Consider the following 25,006-nt stretch of genomic DNA (forward strand, 5'->3'; position numbering starts at 1 on the left):
TGGTCGCCTTAAGGTAATTCTCAGACTATGATGAGAAATAATATATTGGAACTAGATCTGAGGGTATCCCAGAATTCTTCCCACAGTGTTGATTATATTCCCTCCTTTGATTGATTGGCCGATAATTAGGTATGAGAACTGAACAATTCAACTCCCGAAAACACTTACCTGTTATGCCAGAAGGCAGACTCATGAAACGACGAACACTTCTCGCTGCAGTCTCCATGGGGACGGCTACAGTCGCTGGCTGTGTTGGAGAACCGAATAGGACTGGAGATGAGAACGCCGAACCGAAGTATGAAGACTGTAACATGAGGGTCCTCCATTATAGGATTTTACCGGAGGATGTCAAGACCGAGGTTGATACGGCATTCCATGGGGGTCAGTACGAGAGCAACGAAGAGTTGTTATGGCAGCAGGTCGCTGGACCGAGAGTAGAGGTGCTTGGGCGGGATGGGTCGTACTATGCTCCACAAGTAGATGTTGACAACGGTGTTTACACCCTCCAGTTTGAGGAGATAACGCCACAGTATGATTCAACGAAGTATCTCACTGTGTCTGAGGTGCCAGAAGTACCACTGGATATCTCGATAACGATCACGGATGCGCAGGGAACAGTTCTAGAAGAGATCGATCTCACTATCGAAGAGAGACACAGTGACCAGAAGGTACCGGTCGCCAGCGAGTTTGGGACATATATCATGGAGATTACGGTTGAAGACTGGGGGAGTGTGACTGAGGAGTTGACGCTTGCTTCTGCACCTGAACCAATTCTTCTGAATATTAGGGACGATGACGAAGCAAAGTCATCCTTTTCCGTACAGATAAGATCAATATCAGATCAGGGTGCCTTCGCCTGTCCTTGGGAACAAAGGTGAGAGCCGTTCTATGACTCCCTCCTAGATCTAGAAATCGGTCAGATCTTTCTGCGATGTCGGCTCAGAGAGACATGCCGATTTCACATCAGTAGGTGATTCAGGTTCACTACCGGTAGCGAGATGGCTTGCGAAGTTTTTGAGGTAGTTTCCCTTGAGCGCGACGACGATCGTGCCTTGTTCCTTCGCCTGTTCGGTGCGTGCTGGGATCGAGATGACGTTCTCGTATTGATCTGCCACCTCTTCTTGATTGAACGTCACGCCGAGTGTGTCGGCCGGCAACGCAGACAATACGTCGGACAGCTCCAAGGCACGATAGTAATCGCTCCCGAGTGCGAAGAAGACGATATGATAAGAGGAAGATGTGATTGCGTCACGTGTTCGCTCCGAAATCTCGAGAGAGGCCGACCGTGAGTCAATCTCGCTTGCAGTCATCTCTGCAAAAGTGGCGTTGTACGGTGGAAGTTCCTCACGCTCTGCAACGAGCCCGAATCCGGCACTGATGAAATACCGATCGACGGTATGGCCATCGGCTCGAAGCGAGTCGACCGCTTCACTGACATATTGCTGTTGCCGGCCATCGTAGAGTTTTCGTGCCGGTACACTGACAGCATCATCACGAGCACGAAGCGCATCGAGACCTGTGTCGTCGATTTCGGTTGCGTCGAAGACGGCGCTTTCGTCCGGGTACGACTTGCTGTTCGAACATTGGTCGATAACGAGTATGTCCATGATCAGAACTCCATCAGCCCCTTTTGTACCATAAACTCCGGCAGGAACTCGCTGTCGTATCCGAGGCGGTCGAGAACAGCCGTTCGAAGTTCTTCCGTGTTCTCATATGATTTGACAACGCATCCATTGCGTTCAATCGCCTCAATCACGTCCTTCGAAACCGTCTCCTCGGGATCGTATAGGAATGCGTTCTGGTAGCGTGCACAGAACTCGCCGACAGAGGCTGCCATAGCTTCCGACTCGTGCGAAACGGTTTCTGGCGGCTCAGCCCACCACTCGTGAACGCCAGTTCCGCTTACTACGCCAATCTCCGCTACTGGTAGATCGTGGACATCGGACCAGAAGTCCGTCTGTTCAGTGAGGAGATAACCCTCTACCGTACTGTTCTTCGTGATCGCATCGGTCGCCGGCGTTATGACGAGTGTTTTCGGCAGTGCTTCTCGGAACTGATCGTAGAACCGTTTCGTGTTATGGAATCCGCGGCGGCGGTTGCGATTGTTCGCACGGAAGATCGCGACTTCGATCCCGTATTCCTCGCAGATTCGGCAATCACAGTCCCGCCACGGCTTCTCTCGAAGCAGTGTCTTGTACTCCTCGAGTAGGTTGTCGTCACCGATCCACGACGCGTAATCCTCGACGAGTTGCCAAATCTGATCGAATGTCGCAACCTCTCCTGAATACTCCTCACGCTGCTTGATCTTGTCCGCCTTTCTCGGGAACGTTCCCTCGAAATGCTCTCGAGCAGTGTCGATCAATGTTTGGTACTCTTCGAAATCGACCGGCGATTCAGGATCGTCTTCTCGGAGCAGTTTGATTATCTTTTTCCGGAAGGGGCGGCTGAAACTCGCCCGCAGCTCGCGACCGTGGTCGTAGTCATCGCGGAAGTGCTCCTCAATGTCGCGGAGGAGGCGTTGATCATACTCGTCGTCGTGTCGATGGGCTTCTAGATAGGGAGCCAGTTCGTTGAGCGCCTGCTCTGCTTCAGCGGCCCACTCTTTGATCGCTTGTGAGATTGGTTCTTCCTCGTCAAATGCACGAAGCGAGTGAAGCAGTTCTTGCCCACGGAGTGCAGTTTGGATTCGCTTGTCAAGTGGATCCCTGTTCGATCCGAATCGAACACGAAGTGCGTCGTATCGCTGCTCGCTGTCGAGATGATAGTTGTCGCCGCCGGTCCAGGCCGCCCGAAGCATGCTTGCGCTATCGAAACTCGACATCCCGGTTCGGCCGACTGTGTCGAACGCATCGGTTTTTGCGAAGCCGAACACGTGTGTGTCGACTCTCGTCTTGCGCGCTCGCTCGTGTTCTTTCACTGCGTTCCCGACGCCAGTGACGATATCTCGAATTCTGCTGGCATTGGTGCCCGCAACACCACCGATCCCGAGATATTGGTATCCGAGGTCGAGTACCTGATCTGCGGCTTGTGCGTACGACATCGGATCCCAGCCCTGGATCGCAACCATGAGACGGAAGGAATAGTCGTTTGCGTCGTAGAGGTCTTTCATCTCCGCGGCATTGTCGAGAGTCAGCTGGTACCGGAACTCCGTGTCGTCTTCTCGATAGACGGCCCGCGGATCGTCTCGGAGTCGCTCGAGGACGGCAGCTGGCTCGCCTTCGAAGTCTTCCGGCTCAAATGGGGCGACTGACGAGACATTGAAAATTGTCGAGTTGTGGTCGGCAACGTACTCTGGCCACTCCGCCGGCCATTCGTCGATCATAACGTCGACTTCGTCAGTTAATTCTTCAGGAAGGTCACTTGAGGTGAGCGTAGACTCGGCGAACGCACGCTGATCCAGATAGAGCCGAGTTTCGTGATCAGAGCTAAGCACGAGGTGATCGATCGTCACGCCGACCGTGACGTCGAGTTCGTCGTAGAACGCCAGCATCTCGTCGTTCCCATAGGGGGGAAACGGGAGCGATTTGTAACCCCAGGCGCCGCAGTCGCTGATTGTCGGGAGCCAGTCGGGCACGTTGAGTCCCGATTGTTCGTTGTAGACGCCGTGGGATGTGAGTTGGTCGAACTTCGTTGCACTCTCCTCAACTTGTTCGCGTGAAATGAGAACGCCGTCTATCGGGGTCGTTTCGTAGTCAAAGATATCCCAGATATATTGCAACTCTCGCTCGTCTTTCCCGAGCTCAGAATGTTCGTCGTGCTCGAAATCGTAGTGAGCGTCGACGTTATCATCCCATTCAGGGACGTAGAATCTCACAGATGATATTCACCACGAGATGGTTGCCCGCTCTCGCATATGAATCTCCCCACTTGAGTCGCGCTGTCGGCTACCCACGATTGAACTTCTGTCTCTTACCCACAATGGAGCCGCTGTAGTGAGAGAACGGATCAATGAATACGACCACAACTCCCGGTATTCACGGGCCTGAACAGCCGTAAGGATCGATTTCGACGATATCGCACATCCGCATTCGTCCATTCTCTCCGCTGAGATTGCCACCCGAATCGACCCTCACCTCGAGTTTTCGGTCGTAAATCGAAGCTGCGAGCGTCTAAAACGCTTGTTTGGAACACCGCGAACATCTGGGTAAGAGACAGGATTGAACTTGTGGGTTTCCTTCTGCAACAGAGTGATTTTCGGTCCGCAATTTGAATGAGAAAATATGAACCGTCTGGTTAGTCCTGTTTACGTCGATCCTCGTCAGTATACCCTCCAGTCGATCCTTCTCGGCGGGCTTGACTGATCCGTTCCGAGGTCGATTGGTACGCGTTCCGGGCACCTTCTCCGCTGTGATCCATGTCGAGCGATCGGTTTGGATCCATTCCCATACTTGAGGCAGTCAGCGCTGCGTCCTGATTGGCGCCGACGAACAGGAACTCCCAACCGTGCTTCTCCCGACGTTGTTCGACTATATCGCGGACGATGTTTTCGGTGGTTTCGGATGCGTTCTCTTTCCCATCGGTGAGCACGACGACGATCACGTTCGATGGCCGATTGGACTCTTCTATAGTTGCTAGGTAATCAGTAGTCTCATCGATTGCGGTGGCGATAGCATCGTGGAGTGCCGTTCTCCCACTAGGCGTATAGTTGTCGTCAAGTTTCGGTGCGTCTTCGATTGACTCCCCCTCGTAAGCCCGGCTGACGTTTGTGTTGAAATCGTATAACGTTACCGTGGCGGATCCCGGTTCATCCCGCTGCTCCTCAAGGAAACTGTTGAAACCTCCCTTGGTGTCGTCCTCGATCGCTGCCATCGAACCAGACGAGTCCAGAACGAACGTAATGTGTGTCTCCATACAGAGAGTGAATGTCATCAATTCTATTTAAACAGGAAACCCGGATTGAACTGTCACACTTCTGTCCATCGGTGATCATGCCTAAAACCGTCACTCGGTATCTATTTCAGAAACAGCCGTTTGATGAGGGATCGGTATCTTTGTTCTGAGTCGAATTCGACCAATTTTGTCTGATCACTAGTAGCACAACGTTCATAGCGGAGCGCATCTACGCTTCAAATGGCGCGTATAGCGCCATGTAGTGATTGCCGAGAGGCAAACGACACCGTCGATCGGGCTGTTCCCATAGAACAATAGGGAATCAGTGGTCAACGGTGGCCCCTGACGCATAACGGCGAACGGGGCAACGGTTCCACCTATTCTGTGGAGCCGTTTTCCTAAGACTGATCGATAACGAGCAGATGCTCCAACTATTGACTACCAGAACTCAATCAGAGAAAACTGCGACTCTTCGAGTATCGAAATTGAAGATGCTCTGTGCTAAGCGAAAGTATTAATATGAGTCCTTCTGTCTGTGTAGACAGTCACGGACCCCAAAAGGTCCTGCCTCAACCGAATCGGTCTCGCTCAAAAACGAGGCTAATTCGGCAATCACTACACCATGTTCGCCGACAAACCCAGCGTTAAGCCAGCGGTATCGTCCGAAAATCAACTCGGTCCTGAGGGTGCTCTCGAAAAGGCGGACCGCTGTTCTGAATGTGGCGGAGCCATAGCATGTGCGGCTGACGTTGAGCGAGTTTGCGAAGATTGTGGTTTGGTTATTGACGACTCACCGTTGAGTCGACGGCGAGCGCGCGTATTTGATAGCCGAGATTGGCAAACGAAACGACAAACTGGTGGCCAAGAAACGGCACTTCGCGTCGATCGAGGTCTTGGTTCCGGTGTCGGCTGGGGGCGTCGGGATGGGAATGGTAACGTCTTATCAATCAAACAGCGAAATCGCGTACGGACCGGTCACTGGGGAAATGCGATCGAAACCGGGACACTCGGATACGCACTGGGAGAACTCCAGCGAGTCGGAGCTGTCACCGGCATCCCCGAACCGGAGCAAGAGACGGCGGCCCAACTCTACAGACGGGCCTCTGAAGAGGGGCTAGTTCGAGGGCGAACTATCGAGGGGTTCGTCTGTGCGTGTCTGTTGATCGCTGCTCGAGAGTCTGCTGCTTCCATTCCATTGACTAGTGAACGTCTTCTCGCCGCTTCGCGTATCGAGAGTGAAGACAAGATAACTAATGCGAGGACGGCACTCGTTCGGGAGTTCGATGACGTCAAACTGGCCCTTGCAAGCCCGCAGGACTACATCGTTCGGATCGCGAATTTCGTGGGTGCCTCGTACGACGTTCTTCGACGGGCACAGCGACTCCTTGAGGTCTACCAACGGGAGGAAGGGAACTATCGCGGAACTAGTCCGAGGGTGACTGCGGCCGTGTCACTTCATGCATCCTTCGACCAGCTCAGCGTTGAGGATAGGCCGACCCTCGAAGAGTTCGGTCGTGCGGCCGACGTTGACCCGACGACGATCAGTAAGCGTAAGTCGTCGTTCGTGAGTGTCGTCGACTGTTAGGCTGGCCCCTGATTGAAATTCGTACGCGGAGGATTTCTCCTTTATATCCGAGATACGCTTTGATGAAGCACGAAGGAATGACCGACTATGACGCCGAGAAAAGCGACTGTAGACGTTGGATTCAGGACGCACGTGAGTGTCTAAACGCCACTGATCCAGTCCTTCGGGCGTGGGGATACTATGTAACGGAACGATTGGCTGTTACTGAATCTACCACCGTACGTCCCCTAATGACGGACTGCATCGATGCACTCGCCGGTAGTAACCCAGGTGTTCGGATATCCGCTGCTCGAGCGATTGCCGCGTTCGCGTCTGCGTTTCCAGAGGAGATCGGCTCATCGCTCGTACGCACACCCGCTCCGTTCACGGATAACGCTGATAGGGTTCGGGCAAATGTCGTTCGTGCAGTTAGCGTCATCGCCAGCCAAGACCCAAAAGTAGTTATCCCGCTCGTCCCGACCCTCATCGAGCGGCTCGCCGATCCAAACGATGACGTTCGCATCTACAGCGCAACTGCGCTCGCGACACTTGCAGACCACGAGGTGTCAACGGTCATCTCTGCGGCCAGCACAATTGTCGATCGACTTGAGGACGACGTGACCGACGTTCGATTGCACACTGCCGAAGTAGTCGCAGCGGTGGCAGCGGACTCGCCGCGCGTTCTTGAAGCGCATCTCGAACAGTTGCTCGAGGCGAGTCGCACGGAAAGCCCGTGTATTCGACACGCCATGACGTCAGCTCTTGATGATTGTACTAACGTCACGGATGGTCCATGTGTTGTGGAGATGCTCTTCGAGCGACTCTTGGACTCGTATCCAGCGATTCGCGAGACGGCCGCCTCAGCATTGCGTCAGTCAGCCCAACGGTGCCCCTCGTCGATTCGCACTCCCGAAGCGACAGAGTCGTTGATCAGGGCGCTCGCGGATCCCTCTGCGGGAGTGCGAACGAACGCAGCATGGGCTCTCAAACACGTCGGATACGACGAGTACTGCCGCGTGGCGCTCGAGTCAACTGCCGAACCGGCGACCGTCGCTCACGCAATCGCTCAGACGTACCGTTCGACGGCCGATCTCGATCCAGATGCACAGATTGCTGGAGCAAGACGCTGCAGTAACTGTCGAACACCGTTTTCCGAGCCGCAATTCGAGCATCCGAACGTCGTGTGTGAGGAATGTACAGGAGAACTCAGTCCTGTTCAAACCGATTCAGGAAACCGACATGAGATCAGCAACAGGCACACGGACTCCGTGGCCATTTCAATAGGTGGGGCTAAATGCTGGCGACAGGTCCGATTCGGAGAACTCGTTATCATGCGAGACGCACACGATTGCGATACCTATGCGGAATTTTTAGACCGGCACTTCACAAGCGACGGAACGCCAATTCAGTCGGTATGTTTCCCTACTGGTAGCGATGGGAAAGTTTCCGCAAATAATTGAGCCAAATCAAGACTATTATTTTTCGGGTAGCTCCAACGTATCCCAGCCATCTCTCAAAAAGCACTCCCACTCGCTGGGACCCCAACTGCCATGGGCGTCGTCCCCTCGAATAATTTCGTCGAGATCGGTTACAATCCTGGCGATGTACGTAGTGCACCGAATGGGCCCACAATTAGACCGTCTTTGATTTCTATGATGTATTTCTATCCGGTGCTCTCGAGGTGTGTGGATCGCATGCCAATTCCGTCGGCTAACTCCGAACACGCTTTTAACGGCTGTGTTGAATCGCCATACAGCGTTGGATTTCACTGTTTGATGGCCTGCTTGATGTTATAGACGACACACATCAGGGCGATTTCACGGAACTCTCGATACCAGGTACGCGCTCGCACGGCGTAGCCGAGCGAGCGCTTGACGGCTGAATTGACGGTTTCGGTCATTGACCGCTGAGCGTACCGATCGTCGAGGTTCGCGTTTTAATGATCGTGAAAACTTTTGTTGGCCACGTTCGCTCACCAGGTGATGGGTGAAGATCGTCGGAAGGAGATCAAATATCATCTTTCAGAAGAGAAAATTGATGAACTCCTCCGCGAGGCTAAAGACGATCGCCGGAAAGAGCGGTTGGGTTTTCTGAAGAACCTCTATTATGGCGATTCGATTGCGGAAGCTGCCGACCGTGAGGGCAGGTCGGCAGCGACCGGCGGTCGCTGGGCGGATGCTTGGAACGAAGGTGGGCTCGAAGGATTGATGCCGAGTTTCGGGGGCGGCCGACCCCCGAAACTCGACGAAGACGAACAGGAACAGTTGGTTGAGATGCTTCGAGAAGGACAGCCGTGGAAATCACAGGAGATTCGCCATCTTCTCAAACAGGGGCTGTGTTGAATCGCCATACGGCGTTGGATTTCACTGTTTGACGGCCCGCTTGATGTTATAGACAACACACATCAAGGCGATTTCACGGAACTCTCGATACCAGGTACGCGCTCGCACGGCGTAGCCGAGCGAGCGCTTGATTGCGGAGTTCACGGTTTCAGTCATTGACCGCTGAGCGTACCGGTCTTCGTCAATACGTGCGTTGTGAGCGTGATCGTAGGGAGCGAAGATCCGGTGTTTGATCAGCGGACGAATGTCGAGTTCACGGAGCTGTTCGCGGAGCGCTTGCTTATCGTAGCCCTTGTCAGCGGCAAGTGACTGCAGATCGCCCGCGTTCCGGCGGGCGATCTGCTCACAGAGGTCTGCGTCACTTCCTTCTAACGTCGTCGAGCAGTGAAGATCGAGAACGGCTTGCGTTGCTGTATCGACGAGTTTTGTGACTTTGAGCGTTTGAACGCGGTAATTTGTTCGGTGGCAGTAGTGGCGGCTCGCACGATCACGTTCGTAGAATGTCGCGTCGATAGCAGCGTGTTCAGAGGGGTTGTGCAGCTGCGCCGACTGGCGCAGCAGCACTCGACAGACACTCATCTCGATCCGATCAAACGCCTTACACAGCGTAGATGGAGCGGGGAGATCGGCCACGTCAAGGCCGATCTCCCCTGTTATTTGCGGCATTTCCTTCAACAGATCGATCGTCATCCGATAGGACGTATCAAGGTAAATCCGGAGACAATGCAGCGAAATGAGGGCATAGTCGGCGAATCCGCCGCCACCGGTCGGGGCGGCGGATTCGCCTCGTTCACCCGTAACTCTTTGTGCAATCGAGACGCAACGCTCGGTGAAGCGGGAGATTTGCGTCATGGACAACCAAATTTTCCCGCTTCAACTCCTTCGATTTACTGACCTTCCCCGACGCCGTCTAGTGATTCAACGCAGCCCAAACAGGAGTTCGACGTTGAATATCACCCGGACTATCTCGGGAAATTCCTCCGTGAGTTGGGCTTATCGTATGCAAAACCTCGCCCAAAACGCCCATGGCGACCGGAGAATCCAGAGGAGATTCTCGAAGAGCGCGTCGACGACGCGCTCGACGAAGATGATCAACCCCATAACAAACGTAAAGGAGATGATGAAGAAGGGTGGATCGTCGACGACCATATCTGTACAGATGGCGGCACTGTTCTCGGGTTTTTCGATGCATCACAACCGCAACCGTATGATAATTCACGACGTGTCTGGTACGTCGATGATCCACACGTTGAGCGGCCGTTAGTGAAGACAGAAGACTCGGCGGTTGGGTTCTACGCAGTGAACGGCAACAGTGTGGTCCAGTGGAAAGAAACCGAGGAGAAAGAGCGGATTTGCGAGGTGTTAGAGGCGGTACGCGAGCAGAATCCCGGCAAGCGGATTCTGCTCGTCTTGGACAAGCACGGCTCCCACATCTGTGAATACACGCGCAAGCGTGCGCACCAACTTGGCATCGATCTCGTGTTCCTTCCCTCAGGATCACCGCATCTCAACCCAATCGAACAGGTTTGGAAATACCTCAAGTGGACGATGGCACCGATCATCGTTGAGAACGAAGACGAGTTCCACGAACTCGTCAAGGACGTATTTGATCAAGTGACACAACGAGTAAGTTTCGCAAAGAGCTGGTGTAAGAAGTTCCTTGATTTTCAAAAGTTTCCTTGATCATTAGACGCGGCACCCGGGCTGTAACGCCCATGACTCGGCTTCTTTCGCACACGGACCAGTCAACACAACGTGCTCGATGGCACGGAATAACTGTCGGTCTCTTGCGCCCCATGCTTGGATTACACTCTCATGGAGTAGCAGCGTTTCCGTCGAGTCAACACAGCCGATTATTCTTTAGTCTGATCTTGAATAACTGAAGTACTCGTGGCGTGATGTCTTGTGACATGATTGGGTAGTAAATGTGTCTAATATTCCCGTTACAGGAAGCACAGAGGCGTGATATCCGTCAATATGATAACTGAACTAATGGTACTAAGTAGTGGCGGCCGGTTATCTGTCGATACTTTCTGCCACTTTTGAAATAGGTTAAGTCCTTCTCCAGTACATGCTGTAACGCTAATTCCCGTGCTTCGTCAGACAGTACGGAAGTCCCGTCACCTCGACTGCCTCCACGTCCGGTGCCTTCACTACTGCCTGCCCTTTCCCGAAGTTTGGCAGGTCCTTAGCAAACTCAGACGGAATCGATGAGACGTCGTCGACGACTTCTGACTTAAGACCGAGAAAGATGTTCGTGTTGATCTGCTTGATGACGTCGTCATCGACATCGTCGGGGTTCTGCGTGATGAGACAGAGCCCCAGTTTATACTTCCGTCCCTGTTTGACCGCAGCACGAGCTCGACGAAGGATGTACTCTTCGCGGAGGCTGTCTGCGCTCGAAAAGTAGTTATGCGCTTCGTCAACAGCGACGAGCAGCGGTGTATTCCGGACGGCGGGGTCGACCTGATAGTCGTCGATCTTGTTTTCAATAATGTACGAAAGCAACGAGAGGACTGTGAGACTGTCTTTGCTTCCATTGATGTGGCTCGTCGGGATTACAGTCACCTGACCTTCTCGGAAGACTTCGTCGGAGATGTCTGGGAGGAAGTCCGTTCCTTCGTCGAAGACGTCGTGGAACGTTCCCCTGTCGACACGACGCTGGACGGCGCCCCAGGTGCCACCACCGATATCGTTCTCGGCCCGAAGCCGGCTATTCTCGTCGTCGTGTTCGGTGAGGAATGCGAGGAAGTCCTCGTATGTCGGTCGTGACACGCCGCGGTCACGGTAGCCGCCCTGCTCATCGAAACTCGAGAAGTACGCATCGATGCAATCGATGATCGCTCCTCGAGTAATCTCTGTCGGCTGGTACGGCATCAACAGATCCGGTCGGCCGCGAACGACTTCGAACGGGATCGAGAGTTCGCGACTCTCTGTCGTCGACGGTGCGTTCGTTCCAGCTACCTGTGGCACGAAGACCTCGAGGTTGTCGACGCCACCATGCTTCACTCCGTGTCGCCGAAGCGTTCGCTCGATCACTTCATCGTTTGCGATCGCCGAGTTGTCCTTGCCCATCTCCCAGTACTCGTTCTCGGGATCGATGATAACGAGGTTCAACCGACGCTGTTGCTCTTCACCGGTGTCGTGATGCCGGATCGGGTAGCGCTTCTCGGAGACGAACTGACGGAGGACGTTCTTGGTGAAGTGAGTCTTCCCCTTTCCGGTCGAACCGGCAACGAGCGCGTGACGGAAGACAGCCGGTTCTCCGTCTTCGATCTCTCCTGTCTCACGATCAATACCGGGATTGCTGAGGTAATAGGGAAACTTCTCGCCGTCCACGGTCATCGCGTCACCGCCGACAGAAAGCCACCCGGCGAAAATTCCATCTCCGGGGATATTGAGACCGGTACGGAGGCAATCCTCACTACGGGCAAGTCGTGCCGGCGAGTTCGGCTTCGGAATACGGTTGACGATTCCGCTCTCGACATCGTCAGTTCCAACGTCATGGAGGATCGCAAGCGGTTCTAACTCGGCAATTTGGACGTATTCGGACTCGTCGAGGTCGGCGTATGCACTGATCTGGTTGTGAGCGTCCGACTTGTCGTCGAGGTCAGTGTACGGCTCGTATCGAAGTGTGTCCGTGACCGCGAACAGTTCGGAGTCGTCGTCCGGATACGGGATCTGGACGTAGTCACCGAGCCGGATGTCGTCCCGGTCTTCGGTTCGGACGAACGTGTTTACCTGGTAGTCACGGCGGCTGACGTGGATCTCCTCGCTCGCGACAACGTGACCGAACTCGTCGTCGGACGGTTCGGTCACGCCACTCGGAACGCTTCGTTCGGGTACTTCCGTGTCGTCGGGTTGGTCTGCTTCCTTGTCTCTGTTGATGGAAGTACCGGACGAGTCGCGCGTCTCAGTATGGTCGTCTGCGATCGGGTCGTTCTCGAGGATGTCGTCGATATTGTCACTCATAGTTGCGGCTGTCTTCGAGGTGGCTCCAGCGGCCATCGCGGTTGTAATCGAACGCTGGCTCGACGGTCTGGAGCGCGTCGCGGATCGTTTCGCGATTATCCGGGCTAATGCGTGCGATGCGGTCGGCGCGTGCCACGGCACGCGGGACATCACTCTGCCGAGCGATCTCCTTGAGCGCCTTCAGACGGATCTGGTCACGCCGGTCCTCGTCGGTGAGGAAGAGAGCGGGCGTTTCGATCCTGAACACGTTTCCCGTCTTTGGCGTTCGGACGTAGCAGAACGCGCGTCGATAGTCGTCAGGCTGCCCGTGGCTGAGTTCGTCGGAGACGGCCTCGAGCAGATCAAACGAGTCACCACGCAGTTCGACGTCCGTCTGCACGAACCACGATGTGTACGTTAGGTGGTCGAGACTGGGATCCCGGAGTACCTCCCCAATGAACTGGTTGTCACGTAGCCACGGGACGTCACGGAGCGTGCCGTGGGGACCACGTAGCTCGTTCGCTTTGATTTTCTCTCGAAGCGACTCGGTGACTTCGCCCATAGAGGACGTTTTCACGACGCCGAGGACCGGCACATCGAGTTCGTAGCAGGTATCAATGACTGCGACGTAGTTCTTGATCACCTCCGTCGGGAGGTCCCAACTTCCAACGGGTGCTCCCTGTCCGGACCGCTCGAGTAGCGTCCAGTAGATAACGCTCAGTGGATAGACGGAGCCGTCGAGGAACAACGGCCCGTCGACAGCATCGAGACACCGACGTGCGTGTTTTCCCTCGGCGAGTCGCTGCACCGTCGAGGTGAGGATCGACGTCACGTTGGTCCGCTGTCGCATCTCCGGAATGCGGACGATCTCACCCTCGATACTGCCCTGTTCGATGGTCTCCTGATGGAGCGTGACGTCGTCGTCCTCGAGGTAGACGCCGGTCACGACGGTGCCCTGCTGTTCGGGCTCTCGATCGGCGTCGGCGCCGCTCACACCGAGTTTGGCGTGGGCCGTGTCGACGATTAGGCCGTTGTTGTACTCGAGCGGGCGCGTAGTACTGGCGTCGACACCGTAGGTCGGTCCGTCCCACGGATCGTCGGCCCACGTGCCGAGTTCCGCCTTGCGCGTCTTGGAGTATGAGAGGTCGCTCAGCGGTTCGACGGTTCCACCAGTGTGGCCGAGAAGGTCGAACAATTCCCGGGCGTGCGCTGCTTGATCCGCGACGCTGCGCGGAACACCGGCGTCGACGTGCTCGGCGAGTTCCTGGATGACGCCGAACGCACGCTCGTCCATTCAATCATCACCCAGCGTACGACCGACCGTTCGCACGTCGACAGTGCTGGCGTTCGTCTCCTCGTCGATACTGACGACGCACTCGCGTTCTGCGCCCTGAATCAGCCGTTCGTCGTGTGAGACGACGATCACCTGCGGCACGTCCCAGTCGGTGATGCTGTCGAGCATCTGCTCGAGGCGACCGACGTGGCCTTCGTCGAGGAACGTCGTCGGCTCGTCGAGGATGAACGGCGGGAGTCGACCGCTGTCGCCATCTCGCATCTCAGCGATGAGTTTATAGATGCCGGCGCGAAGTGCGAGGTTGACGATTGCCCGTTCACCGCCACTCGCGTTACTCGGATGCTCGAGCGTGCCATCGTCTCGGAGGAGTTGGATGGCGTACGGCGTCCCGTCGGGACCCTCGTCGAGGATACGAACCTGCTGGTAGCTACTGTTCTTATAAATATCGCTGAATATATCGTTCGTGTACTCGTTGACGTACGCGAGGTACTGCTCGCGGAGGTCCGATTTTGTGCCCTGATACACGTGCATCATCTTCTCGAACTCATCAGCGCGATCCTGTGCCCACTCGCGTTTTTCCTCCGCGAGTTCGAGACGATCGTGGAACCGCTGGAGCTGTTCGAGTTCGTTTTCGAGAACATCCCGGTCCGACCTGAGCGACTGAAGTTTCGATTCGAGGTCGTCGGCCGTCTCCTCTCGCTGCTCGATTCGGTCTTCGACGGACTCGAGGTTCGCTTGCGTTTCTTCGATGTCTGTCTCTCCGAGTTCCTTCTCGAGGTCTTCGATTTCGTCTTCGACGTCAGAAATCTGCTCATTTAGCGTCTCGATGGTGTCGCGAGCGTGACCGATGTCCTGCTGGTGACTGTGGATATCGCTTTCGAGGTCATCGATCGCGTCGTACGCGTCTACTGCCTCGGCGACGAGTTCGAGCTGCTCGTTCGCTGTCTCGATGGCGTTTTCAGCAGCAGCAAGGTTAGCTTCGGCATCCGTGACCGCCTCCTGCTGTGTTTCGATCTGCTCCGACAGCTCGTTGAGCTCCGTCTCCAGGCTCTCGAGTTCGGGTTCCGTGTCGGCATACTCTTCTTGAAGATCTGAGAGCTCGTCGACACGATCCTCGTGTCGGTCGCGCAGTTGGTCGATGGTGTCGAAAGCGTCGACAACGGCGTCACCCTCCTCGATACGCGTCTCTAGCTCCGCGATTTCCGTCGAAATCTCGTCGAGTTCGTTCTCGAGGTCGTCGACGGCAGCCTCCGTTTCTTCGAGGTCGCTCTCTGCGTCGGCCAGCGCTTCCTGCTCCTCGTTCAGTTCGTCTTGGAGCGTCTCGAGTTCGTCTTCCAGTTCCTCGACCCGGTCCGCTGTCGCTTTCACAGTCTCGGTACGGAACTCTCGGAGCTCGATCCCCTCCGCTCGGAGAGCATCGAGTTCGTCACGACGGGTGATATGATCGTCACGCTCCTGCTTCGCCGTTTCGAGTTTCGTTTCCAGCTCTGCGATCTTCGTCGAAATCTCGTCGAGTTCGTTCTCGAGGTGGTCAGCGTCGACCGTCTGACCACACTTCGGACACGTCGCGAGACCGTCCAACGACTCCAATTCCTCTTGGTCCTCTTCGAGACTCGTTTTCCGCGTAGCGAGTTCCGTGACTCTGCCGTTCGCCTCCTCGATTGAGTTTTGGATCTCAGCTTTGGCCTCGGGAATCAGATCGTCGATGACCGTGCTGAGCGTATCGGCAGCGATGTCGATGTCGAACTCCGTGAGTTCGTCGGCGAGATCGTCCAGATCGGCCTCGAACTGCTCTCGGTCGCTTTCGAGTCCGCCACGAGCGGACGAGAGCTCCGATTCCACCTCATCGATTTGCTCTTCGATCCCGTTGATCTCTGCCTCTACGGCTTCGACATCCGTGCGAGCGTCCGCAATGTTGTCTTGTTTGGCCTCGAGTGATGCCGTCTTGGCAGCGTGCTCCTCGGACCAGTCGTTCTTCTGTTCGATGAGGTCGTCTTTATATGATTCGACGATGTCCAAGGTGTCGTCGGTTACCGAGTCCGGACAGTGTTCATCGGACAGGTACTCCTCCGTAGACGCGTTGCGGTCGTCCACGGCCTCCAAGAGTTCGTCTTCGAGTGCGTCGACATCACTTTCTGTCTCGTCGACATCTTCTTCGAGAGCCGACAGTGATTCTTCGATCTCGTTGCGGTCTTCACAGAGTTGCTCACGCTCGTCGCGAAGACGATCGAGTTCATCTTCCGCTTGCTCCAGGGCGTTCTCTCGGTCCTGTCGCTCGACTTTCGCCGTCTCGACGGCATTTCGTGCGGCCTCGAGGGTCTTTTCGGCGTTAGATTCTGTAGCGAGATCGACCTCGATCGGGTCGGTCGTCGCAGGCGTCTCGAACTCCACGAGGGCGTTCGTTTTCTCCTCGATTCGGTCTTGGAGATTCTCGATTTCGTCCTCGGCGGCTTCAATCACTGCGTCTGCCTCCTCGATATCTTGTTGTTTGGTAGCCCGTTCCTCGAGGAGCTCTTCACGCCTCTCTTTCGCCTCACCGAGGTCCGTTTCCAGCTCGTCGTGGTCCTCAATTGCGTCCTGGAGTTCCCGTTTTGCGTCCTGGAGTTCCTCGAGGTACTCGTTGATCTCTTCCAGCTCGGATTCCGTCTCCGCAATCACTGCTTGCTTCTTTGCGAGTTCGGATTCGTACCCCTCGATGTCGTAGTCGAACTCCTCGTCGATAGTCTCGCGGTGGTTTTCCACCGCCTGCTCGTTCTCGGTGACGAGGCGGTTCGCTGCGCGACGTGCGCCTTTCATCCGGTAGCGGTAGCGGTCGATCCGATCGAGTCCGAGTAGATCGTCGATGAGCTCTGCACGGGCGTTGTCGTCGAACAGACGGTCGACCTCGCCCTGCTGGACGTACACCGAGCGGGAGAAGCTGTCCTCGTCCATACCGACGACATCGATGACCTCCGATCGAACGTTTCGGATCCCGGATTTCGGTTCCTCAAGCGCTGGAGACGCGATCTCAGCGCTGTTCTGTCTGGTCGTATTGATCGTCCACGTGACCGTATACGGAACGTTCTCGACCTCGAAGGTGAGTTCGATTTCACCCTCTTCCGTCCCTCGACGAACGATATCGTCGAGGTTGAAATCGTTCGAGCCGACGTTACGGATCTTCGAAAGGAACAGACCGCCGAAGATCGACATCAACAACGTCGTCTTGCCTGCACCGTTGTCGCCACGAACGAGGACCGTTCCGTCCGGGAATTCGATCGTTTCGTCGCTGTAGCTCCGGATGTTCCGTAGCCGCAGTTCCGTGATTTTCATTCGTCTCCCTCCGTTGTCACAGTTGTGTCGTGGTTCTCGTTCGGCTCTCCGATGTCGTCAAAGGCCGCTTGCTGTGCGTCTCGAAGATCGGGTTCGAGGTCGTCCGCTGCTCCGCCGACAGTGTCGTTGAGCCCGTCCCCTTCGCGAACCCGACCATCGATGTCGAGCGCCACCTCTGAGAGGTCCTCGTCTGCCAGCCGCTCTTCGATAGCACTGTCAAGTCCCTGGAGCGACATCGCCTCGATCGAGTCGACGTCGATATCGACACGCCCACGGTTGTCGTCGACGCTCACAACGGCGGCGCCGGCGTCGCGGGCCATTTGGATCACTTCATTTGCGGTGACGGCACCGCGCTCGCCGGTCAACTCGACCTTTGCAACAGCGTTCTCGAGATCACGTCGGTCGAGCACGTCTCGGACGTGGTCCGCGCCGTCGTCCTCACTGAACGCAATATGGAACACCGACCACGGGCGCGTCTCAAGTTCCAGTTGCCGGCGAGTGAGCTCTCCGTCGTCGATTTCGAGCAACTGGACGAGGCCAGTCTCCAATTGATCCTTCGCACAGCGCTCGGTCGCGCTCGCGTACCAGACATCCGTCCCGTCGACGTGTGCGCTCTTCGGTTGGTGGAGGTCGCCGAGTGCAAGGCCGTCAAGTTCGACGTTGACGCGCTCGAGGACATCCTCTACGGAATGATTGGCGACGATTTCTTCTGCAGGTGGCTCGAGCAGTTCGTGCATACAAAGGATCGAACACTCGGCGTCTTCCGGTGACGCTTCGAGGCCGAAGTCGGCTGTGTCCCAGACACTCGGGCGGACCGCATCGATACCATAGAGCGCCACATCACCGACGACTGTAGGCTCTCGATCGAGCCGAGTCACGGCGTTCGTACGCCGAAGGAGGTCGAGCCACTGATCATCGTTCTTCCGTTCGTGATTTCCTACAATCCCGTAGAACGGAATTCCGCGTTCCTCAAGTGGTTCAAGTGCGTCAGCACAACGCATAACCGTTGGGAGAGACGGCACAGGATCATCGAATAAGTCCCCGGTATGGATTACGGCGTCAACATCACGCTCGGCCGCGAGATTGATTGCCTGATCGAAGGTGTCTGCAAAGTCGTCGCGTCGGACATCTGAACCGTATTGACGCTTCCCAAGGTGGGTATCGCTGATATGTAAGAGTCGTGTTTCAGGCACGTTAACTATACAGACAAATTATGGTATATAAATGAGAAATGGTTCGGCTAGTAGTGACCTCGACTATCCGATGTGAGCGGGCAGTTTCAGAGAATTAATCATAACTATATTTATATTATATTTGGAAGAAGTTCTTGGCAACAACATATTTGTTATAGCAATGTTAGGTGCCAACTAGCAGTAAGCGTTTGCCCTTGAAATACGAGAAGAAGCACAGAATGGTTGGAAGGGTGGTGTGATATGAGTGATATACACAAAATAGCGGACGGATTTACCGATATTTCTTCGCCGGGAGAACGGTTCAGAGACCAGTGGTTGGATGACTTGCTCAGATCACAGTGGCCGCCCTATATCGACGATACAGCGTATCTCGTGATGCAGGGTATCGCGATCGGTGAGACCGATCTCTCGACAGCCGATTTCGGCGGTGAAGTGGGCCGATACTATCGGCGTGGTCTCGCAGATTCGTCGGATATCAATCTGAAGAAGACGAGTCTGCCCATTGGATCGATGGATTCGCGAGATGTCGGGAAAATCGCTTGGGCACTCAAACGTCTCCAAACCGATATTCGGACTTCTAACAGCGCGAACTATCGGTCGACAAGTCGTGCCTTGGAGGCGGTTATTAACAAGACGATGCTCGAGGCAGCCGCCGCGGAGGACGTTTCGATTCGAGATTTCGAGACGATCCGATTACCAGAACAAGCGAGCATTAGCGATCTCATGTCTGAACTGCTCTGTCGACCACGAAGTACGGCATTCGTCAGGACGCTGAACGAACTCGCCAATACGAGTCTGAAATCGGGGAAAAGTCTCCTTGAACTCCTCGAAGAACCACGGATGGTAACGCCGCTCTGGGAACACCAGAGGAAAGCGTTCTCCAAATGGCTTGATGCTGGATGCCGGGGTTTCGTCGACATGGCAACCGCAACCGGAAAGACATTTCTCGGCCTCTCCGCTATCGCCCACCACTTCGGTCGTTTGCATCCCGAAGACCAAGATCTCACAGACAAATCGATTACCCCTCCCAGTACGAACCCAACGGTGGTAATCGTCGCTCACCGGGGTATAATTCTTGATCAATGGAAGCGAGAATTTGACAGACACCTTAACATTCCTGAAGACGCGTCGGCACAGGAAGGAGCGCACACAGCGAGATACTCATGGGGAACGGTTCACTTCTGGACACCGAAACGATTGCTCGAGAACGATATTCCGAATACAGATTTGGTAATTCTCGACGAAGCACACCACTATCTCGGCAGTAGTGGCTTCGGATCCATTCTCGATGATATCGACAACGATGTACTCGCCTTGTCGGGATCTATCGATGAGAGGAATGCAAAATCCCTCGAGCGACGGAATATTCCGGAAATATTCGAATTTACACTCGAAGACGGACAGGAAGTTGGGATCATTCCACAATGTACGTGGAACGTGGAACTCGTGCCATATGAGGGACAAGGGAGACTGAAAGAAGTGACCCAGCGTTGTCAGAGGGGATTCGAGCAGTATCAGGATGGGAGCGCTGCAGACGATGTTTCCGGCGTGTCCGAGGAAGACGTATCGTTCGAGACCCTCCGAGAAGCCCGATCGGTCGTTCACACGAGTGCTGCACGGTCCGTGATGGAGCAAAGCGAAGAATTTCGATCCTTTTCGTCGGGGATTAAATCTCGAAGTCTAACGAAATCGAATATTTCTCCTGCCCTTACTCGTATCGCGTCACTCACCCTTGAGCACATTGAAGACAACAAATGCGTCGTCCTCCTCGAGTCGGGTGACGAAATCGAGACTGTCAAGGGATATCTACGGCAGAAAATTGACGATGAAACGTTCGAAGAGTTGGTCGAGATCGTCGCAACTGGAGACGATGATCCACTCGAGGCCGCCGAGCGATTCGATGAGGAGTATGATTCGGGTGCACTCATTGGAACTGGGACGACGCTCGGTGAAGGGGTCGATATCAAAACAGCAGACGTCGGAATCAACAGAGCAAGCGGTCAAGCCAATCGTTCGCTGGTACAACGTATCGGACGTATCCTCCGTAATCCCGATGGGAAGGGGAAAGCGACGTTCTATCACGTGATGGGTGTCCCGACGAATGCAGAGGCGATGTTCGCTCGCGAAGACGGGATGGACCTACTGGAGACCGCAAGCCGGTTCATCGTCTGGGGAGAGTCGTTTGACGCACACCCGTGGTTCAATGCGGAAAAAAACACAGTAGTAGACGCGCTTGCAACACTGGAACGCGAAGGTGTGCGTGGAATTCGAGAACTCGCGCCAGACCACTACGAGTGGCCGGAAGATGATAAAGTTGAGGCGCAGCTCCGGTCGCTCTGTGAGAAGTTTGACCCAGAGGATGGATCACTGTTGCTCTCGCTTGAAGGAGACGCGTTCGATAAGCAGGACGAGCCAGATTCCGAAACTAAACGTGGCCAGATCGTTGCCGGCAACCTCAACCAGCCTATTGAAATTAGCAAAAATGTATTATCGATGTTAGAAAAGTCGAACAAAGAGTCTAAAGAGGAGGAGGAGGTCGCTATTGCGCTTCGAACGGCACTTTCGGAGGTCGAGGAACCCAAGGTAGACGATTCTGTGCGGGACCCATCTACCATAACTGTCGAGTTGAATCCTGTTCTTGACGGCATAGTTCGAACGGTGGCGGAAGACAAAGGCGTTGAGAAGGGGCAGATAGTTGAGTGGGCAATTGAATGGGCATGCGATCGAGAGGCGGTCTGAATGAGCGAACCAACGTTGAATAATATCTGGCACTGTGGGGGTGCAAAATCATGGCAGTAGACGAGGAACTATTAGATCGACTTGACCTGCGAAAATTCAATAGCACATACAAACGCCGACGAAAAATTGCAATCTTTGGGTTTCTAGTAGCGGTGATTACGTCTCTTTTTGTCCCGGAGTTGGCTGTAATCGGTATTCTAACCGCAATAGTTTGTGTATATATTTATAAAAAATCGAGATATAGTAGTGAGCAAATAGCAGACAGAGTTGAACAATACACTGTAGAACGTCTTGAGACCGCCAGAAGTCTCGTCTGGGAAGGGGAAAAAAGCGCTGCGATAACGGAAGTACAGTCTCTACAACGCGATATCGAGTCTCTCCAGGGAGGTGATTTCGATGGAACCTGTGATGATACGAAACTGTGCCGCCTTTATCGCAGTATTGTAGATGTTAGAAGATACTTAGACCGACCGGAGAATTATGACTGGCCAACTGAGAAAGTGTCTAACATATTGGACCCCAAAGAGCCACCAGCGTTCTCAGACGAGTCGATTCAGAGTCTCGTCGAGCGACTCGAGAATGCCGGTGTGAATCAAGCCCAACTTGGGGCGCTCAAGACACGTCTTGAATCAGAGCAGCAAGCTCTCGATGAAGTGAAATGGGCCCTCGAAGAGGGAACACCAGTAACTGCCGCAGAGGCATTTGTGGAATCCGTACGCGAAGAACGAACGCCAATCCCTGAAGAAATCTCGAGCGGGCATCCTGCTGGCAAGGAATTGGCAGGCCGGGTACACGAAATGAAAACACTTCGCGACGAGCTCGGTTTTCGGGCTATAGTCGATGCTGCCGTCACTTATGAAGAGAGAGGCAATCAAGAAGCCGAATCCGATCCGAATGCAGCCGAAGCGGCGTACACGGAGGCAGCCTCATACTATGACGGTGCTGCACAATTAGCGAGCAAGACTGATATCGAAGTGGTAGCTCTCGAGAGAACAGCGCTTTCCAAACCAGATCTGACGGCAGTCGACGGCATTGGTTCAAGCCGTGCTCGAAAACTCGAGCGTATCGGTATCGAATCGCCGAGTGAGTTAAGAGATAAAAAACGACTTACTGAAGCGAGAGGCATTGGCGAAACGAGAGCGGCATCTCTCATCGAAGCCCGGGAAAAACTATTAGAAGATTACCTTCGCCAACAGCGAGAACGTGTCGAGAAAAAACGAGAAGAACTGACTCCAGAGGAGAAAAAACCCGAAAAAGAAGTCGAGTACTCCAACAGATCGATCCAGAGTCTCATTACGCAACTCGAGACGGTTAGCGGGAATCAGACTCAACTCGAGACACTCTACTCTCGTATCAAGTCAGACCAGCAAATTCTCGAGCAGATAAAACGAGCACTCGAAAACGATGCGCAGGAGACTGCTGCTGAAGCGTACATGGAATCTGTACGTGAGGAAAAAACGCCAATCGTCGAAAAAATTCCGACTGAACACCCTGCTGGCGAGGAATTGGTAACTCGTGTTCGTAACACGAAAGCTACCTTAGAAGAACTTGGCTTACGGGCTGTGGTCGACGCTGCTGTCACCTATGAAAAGAAGGGTGACCGAGAAATGGAGACCGATCTGAAATCTCTGAGGTCGGTAGAGGCGGCATACGACGAGGCGGTCTCGTACTATGGACGTGCCGCACAATTAGCGACTGAAAGCGACTATGACGTGGCGATACTCGAAGAGACGGATCTTTCTAAGCCAGACCTGACTGCAGTCGACGGTATTGGAACGGGACGTGCTGGCCGACTTGAGCGTATCGGTGTCGAATCGCCAAGCGACCTAACGGAAGTGGAAAAGCTCACCGAAGTAAAGGGAATTGGCGAAACGACAGCAGAGTCCCTTATCGAAGCACGACAGAGACTACTAGAGAACTACCTCCGTCAGCAACAGGAGCGCGTGGAGGAAAAGCGAGCGGCATTGCCCCCCAGCACGGAAGAGCAGGTCGCCGAACTCGTCGAAACGACGACCGAAGCACTGGATGCTGCTGAAGCCGCCATGCCTACTGACCTCCCGACGGCTACCGAGCACCTCGATCGTGTCGAAACCGCACTCGACGACAGTTCTATCGAAAGCGAACAAGCGTTTGCGGAGGAACTTTCGCCAATCGAGGAGTGCCTGAGAGAACTCCGAAGTCGAGTTCAGGCCGAGAAAGCACAGCGAGAGTTCGAGGAGTCCATTTCGAGGGTCGATGACCTGCTCGAACAACTCGAGGCTGCAGCTGACCGCGGGGAATACGACCGAGCAATCGGCTATACCGGGCCGATTCGGCAGCAATTAGACGAGGCAAAAAAGCTCTTAAGTGAACTCGATAACGACGTCTCAGACCAGATCGAGTCCCGTGGAAAGCGACTCGAGAAACTCACTACGAGAATTTTGCGAGCACGGCGTCGAGAAACCTTCGAAGATCGACTCCAAGAGATCGAAACGACTGTCGATAACGCCGTCAAAGCAGACACTCAGGACGAGTACACGGAGGCTGTAAGAGCGTATACCGATGCACAGGAGAAACTCGAAGAAGCACTCGAAGTCGCACGTGATGCCGGATACTCCGAAGCATGGGAACTCGAACGACGGATCGAGCAGATCGAATCAGCGCGAGTGCTTGCAGTGGAACAACGCGACGAAGATTGGGAAACACGCTGTACGACAGCAACATCGCAGGTCGACCGTGCAAGCCGGGAACTCGAGAAGGTTGATCAGTATCTCGACATAGGGGATGACGGGGCAGCCTACAATAGCTACCAGGCTGCTAGAGAAGCAGTCGAGGAAGCGAGATCGACGCTTGAAAACGGACGCGTTCCAAGCGAGAGGGACTGTTGGGATGAAATCGAGGAAATGCAGACACGTGTCGACGAGGTTGGCGGTGAACTCTCTTCGAAGGGGATCGACCGACCGATGGTCAGTCATGATGAACTGCTAGCGTACCTGAAAGAGTTAGCCATAATCTTCGATGAATCCCCCTCACCTGAATTCGTTCGCACTTACGGGATCTATCCGGTAGACGAGTACGAAGAGACGTTCGGTTCGTGGAACGAGGCCCTGAACGAGGCGAATCTTGAACCCGTCGGTTCACGAAGCCGGAGAACGTATTCCAGAACCGATATCCTCGATTCGATAGCCGCTGTTGCCGACAAACTCGAGCGGCCTCCAGAGGCAACTGATCTCAACGAACACGGCGAAATGTCCTCAGCTACGGTGATCAATCGGTTCGGAGCTTGGGAAGCGGCTGTCGCACTCGCAGGACTCACTGAGGAACCGACTCTTGAGGTGGTTCGAGAGCACGCTGACGGCGTCGAAGCGACTCGAGCTGATTCGGAAAAACAGTCCACTTCGGGTCGCCAGCAGACGTTTACTTACCAGGAAGAAGAAGAAGCGAACGATGACCAAGAGAACTTGACCCCTTCCGATGAGGAAGGAAAAGAAGACGAGACTAATTTCAGTGGATTCAGAGAACGCCGTCAAAAGAAAGAACGTCTCAAGAACTCCTAACGGCGATTCGATCCACTCAAGAGATGGAACTGACTGTAGATGTCGATATCTTCCCTCATCTGATCGCTTGCATCAACTGGGTATTCCAAACCGGTTTCGTTGAAAACAGCGGAAATGACATCAATATGCGCAAAGACTCTCTAACGCGCCAAATTCCGAATTCGAGTCTAAAAACACAACACCCGTATTTAGAATAAAACAGGTGTCTGACGGAGGCCGTACTTCGATTTCTTTTCTATCAGTCAGTA

The 25,006-nt window shown here is 54.5% G+C and carries 13 protein-coding genes and 4 pseudogenes; 8 read left to right on the top strand and 9 right to left on the bottom strand.

What is annotated here, in order from left to right:
• Positions 1-191: 191 nt before the first annotated feature.
• Positions 192-878: a hypothetical protein gene (locus BDK88_RS20895; protein WP_130502038.1), complete on the top strand. Its 687-nt coding sequence runs from the start codon at positions 192-194 to the stop codon at positions 876-878.
• Positions 879-905: 27 nt separating this feature from the next.
• Here the strand turns inward: BDK88_RS20895 and BDK88_RS20900 are convergent, their stop codons facing one another.
• The 3 genes from BDK88_RS20900 to BDK88_RS20910 all read right to left on the bottom strand — a co-directional run bounded on the left by BDK88_RS20900 (position 906) and on the right by BDK88_RS20910 (position 4,869).
• Positions 906-1,607 carry a hypothetical protein gene (locus BDK88_RS20900; RefSeq protein ID WP_130502039.1) on the bottom strand — a complete coding sequence of 234 codons (702 nt, stop codon included), beginning with the start codon at positions 1,605-1,607 and terminating at the stop codon, positions 906-908.
• 2 nt (positions 1,608-1,609) lie between these two features.
• Complete coding sequence (locus BDK88_RS20905; RefSeq protein WP_130502040.1) at positions 1,610-3,814, bottom strand: queuine tRNA-ribosyltransferase tRNA-guanine transglycosylase; 2,205 nt, start codon at positions 3,812-3,814, stop codon at positions 1,610-1,612.
• A 419-nt stretch (positions 3,815-4,233) separates the two neighbouring features.
• Positions 4,234-4,869, bottom strand: a complete 636-nt coding sequence (locus tag BDK88_RS20910; protein WP_338143231.1) for a vWA domain-containing protein — start codon at positions 4,867-4,869, stop codon at positions 4,234-4,236.
• Positions 4,870-5,452: 583 nt separating this feature from the next.
• Here BDK88_RS20910 and BDK88_RS22465 point away from each other — a divergent pair.
• The 3 genes and pseudogenes from BDK88_RS22465 to BDK88_RS22470 form a co-directional block, all read left to right on the top strand.
• Positions 5,453-6,004, top strand: a pseudogene (locus tag BDK88_RS22465) (transcription initiation factor IIB 2); the annotation flags it as partial.
• A 21-nt stretch (positions 6,005-6,025) separates the two neighbouring features.
• Positions 6,026-6,415 carry a transcription initiation factor IIB family protein gene (locus tag BDK88_RS22035; RefSeq protein WP_242611758.1) on the top strand — a complete coding sequence of 130 codons (390 nt, stop codon included), beginning with the start codon at positions 6,026-6,028 and terminating at the stop codon, positions 6,413-6,415.
• A gap of 230 nt (positions 6,416-6,645) precedes the next feature.
• Positions 6,646-7,854, top strand: a complete 1,209-nt coding sequence (locus BDK88_RS22470) for a HEAT repeat domain-containing protein (protein WP_165397028.1) — start codon at positions 6,646-6,648, stop codon at positions 7,852-7,854.
• Positions 7,855-8,159: 305 nt separating this feature from the next.
• Here BDK88_RS22470 and BDK88_RS20925 read toward each other — a convergent pair.
• Positions 8,160-8,330 (bottom strand): annotated as a pseudogene (locus tag BDK88_RS20925) (IS5/IS1182 family transposase); the annotation flags it as partial.
• Positions 8,331-8,376: 46 nt separating this feature from the next.
• On the opposite strand from BDK88_RS20925, the pseudogene BDK88_RS20930 reads away from it, so the two are divergent.
• Positions 8,377-8,724: pseudogene (locus tag BDK88_RS20930) on the top strand (helix-turn-helix domain-containing protein); the annotation flags it as partial.
• A gap of 33 nt (positions 8,725-8,757) precedes the next feature.
• Here the strand turns inward: BDK88_RS20930 and BDK88_RS20935 are convergent.
• Positions 8,758-9,588, bottom strand: coding sequence for an IS5 family transposase (locus BDK88_RS20935; RefSeq protein WP_130502041.1), 831 nt, complete (start codon positions 9,586-9,588; stop codon positions 8,758-8,760).
• An 81-nt stretch (positions 9,589-9,669) separates the two neighbouring features.
• Here BDK88_RS20935 and BDK88_RS20940 point away from each other — a divergent pair.
• Positions 9,670-10,419 (top strand): annotated as a pseudogene (locus BDK88_RS20940) (IS630 family transposase); the annotation flags it as partial.
• 399 nt (positions 10,420-10,818) lie between these two features.
• Here the strand turns inward: BDK88_RS20940 and BDK88_RS20945 are convergent.
• The 4 genes from BDK88_RS20945 to BDK88_RS20960 are packed head-to-tail and all read right to left on the bottom strand — an operon-like array spanning position 10,819 to position 18,483.
• Complete coding sequence (locus BDK88_RS20945) at positions 10,819-12,708, bottom strand: ATP-binding protein (RefSeq protein ID WP_092933863.1); 1,890 nt, start codon at positions 12,706-12,708, stop codon at positions 10,819-10,821.
• Positions 12,701-13,981, bottom strand: a complete 1,281-nt coding sequence (locus BDK88_RS20950) for a DNA double-strand break repair nuclease NurA (RefSeq protein ID WP_092933861.1) — start codon at positions 13,979-13,981, stop codon at positions 12,701-12,703. The genes BDK88_RS20945 and BDK88_RS20950 overlap by 8 nt, the downstream gene beginning before the upstream one ends.
• Complete coding sequence (locus BDK88_RS20955; RefSeq protein ID WP_130502042.1) at positions 13,982-17,290, bottom strand: AAA family ATPase; 3,309 nt, start codon at positions 17,288-17,290, stop codon at positions 13,982-13,984.
• Positions 17,287-18,483, bottom strand: a complete 1,197-nt coding sequence (locus BDK88_RS20960) for a metallophosphoesterase (protein ID WP_130502043.1) — start codon at positions 18,481-18,483, stop codon at positions 17,287-17,289. The genes BDK88_RS20955 and BDK88_RS20960 overlap by 4 nt, the downstream gene beginning before the upstream one ends.
• Positions 18,484-18,723: 240 nt before the next feature.
• Between BDK88_RS20960 and BDK88_RS20965 the strand changes: the two genes are divergently transcribed.
• Both BDK88_RS20965 and BDK88_RS20970 read left to right on the top strand, forming a co-directional pair.
• On the top strand, positions 18,724-21,222 hold the full coding sequence (locus BDK88_RS20965) for a DEAD/DEAH box helicase (protein WP_092933857.1): 2,499 nt from the start codon (positions 18,724-18,726) through the stop codon (positions 21,220-21,222).
• A gap of 50 nt (positions 21,223-21,272) precedes the next feature.
• On the top strand, positions 21,273-24,758 hold the full coding sequence (locus tag BDK88_RS20970) for a homing endonuclease associated repeat-containing protein (RefSeq protein WP_130502044.1): 3,486 nt from the start codon (positions 21,273-21,275) through the stop codon (positions 24,756-24,758).
• Positions 24,759-25,006 lie beyond the last annotated feature (248 nt).

It is taken from the genome of Natrinema hispanicum, assembly GCF_004217335.1.
GTDB lineage: Archaea > Halobacteriota > Halobacteria > Halobacteriales > Natrialbaceae > Natrinema > Natrinema hispanicum.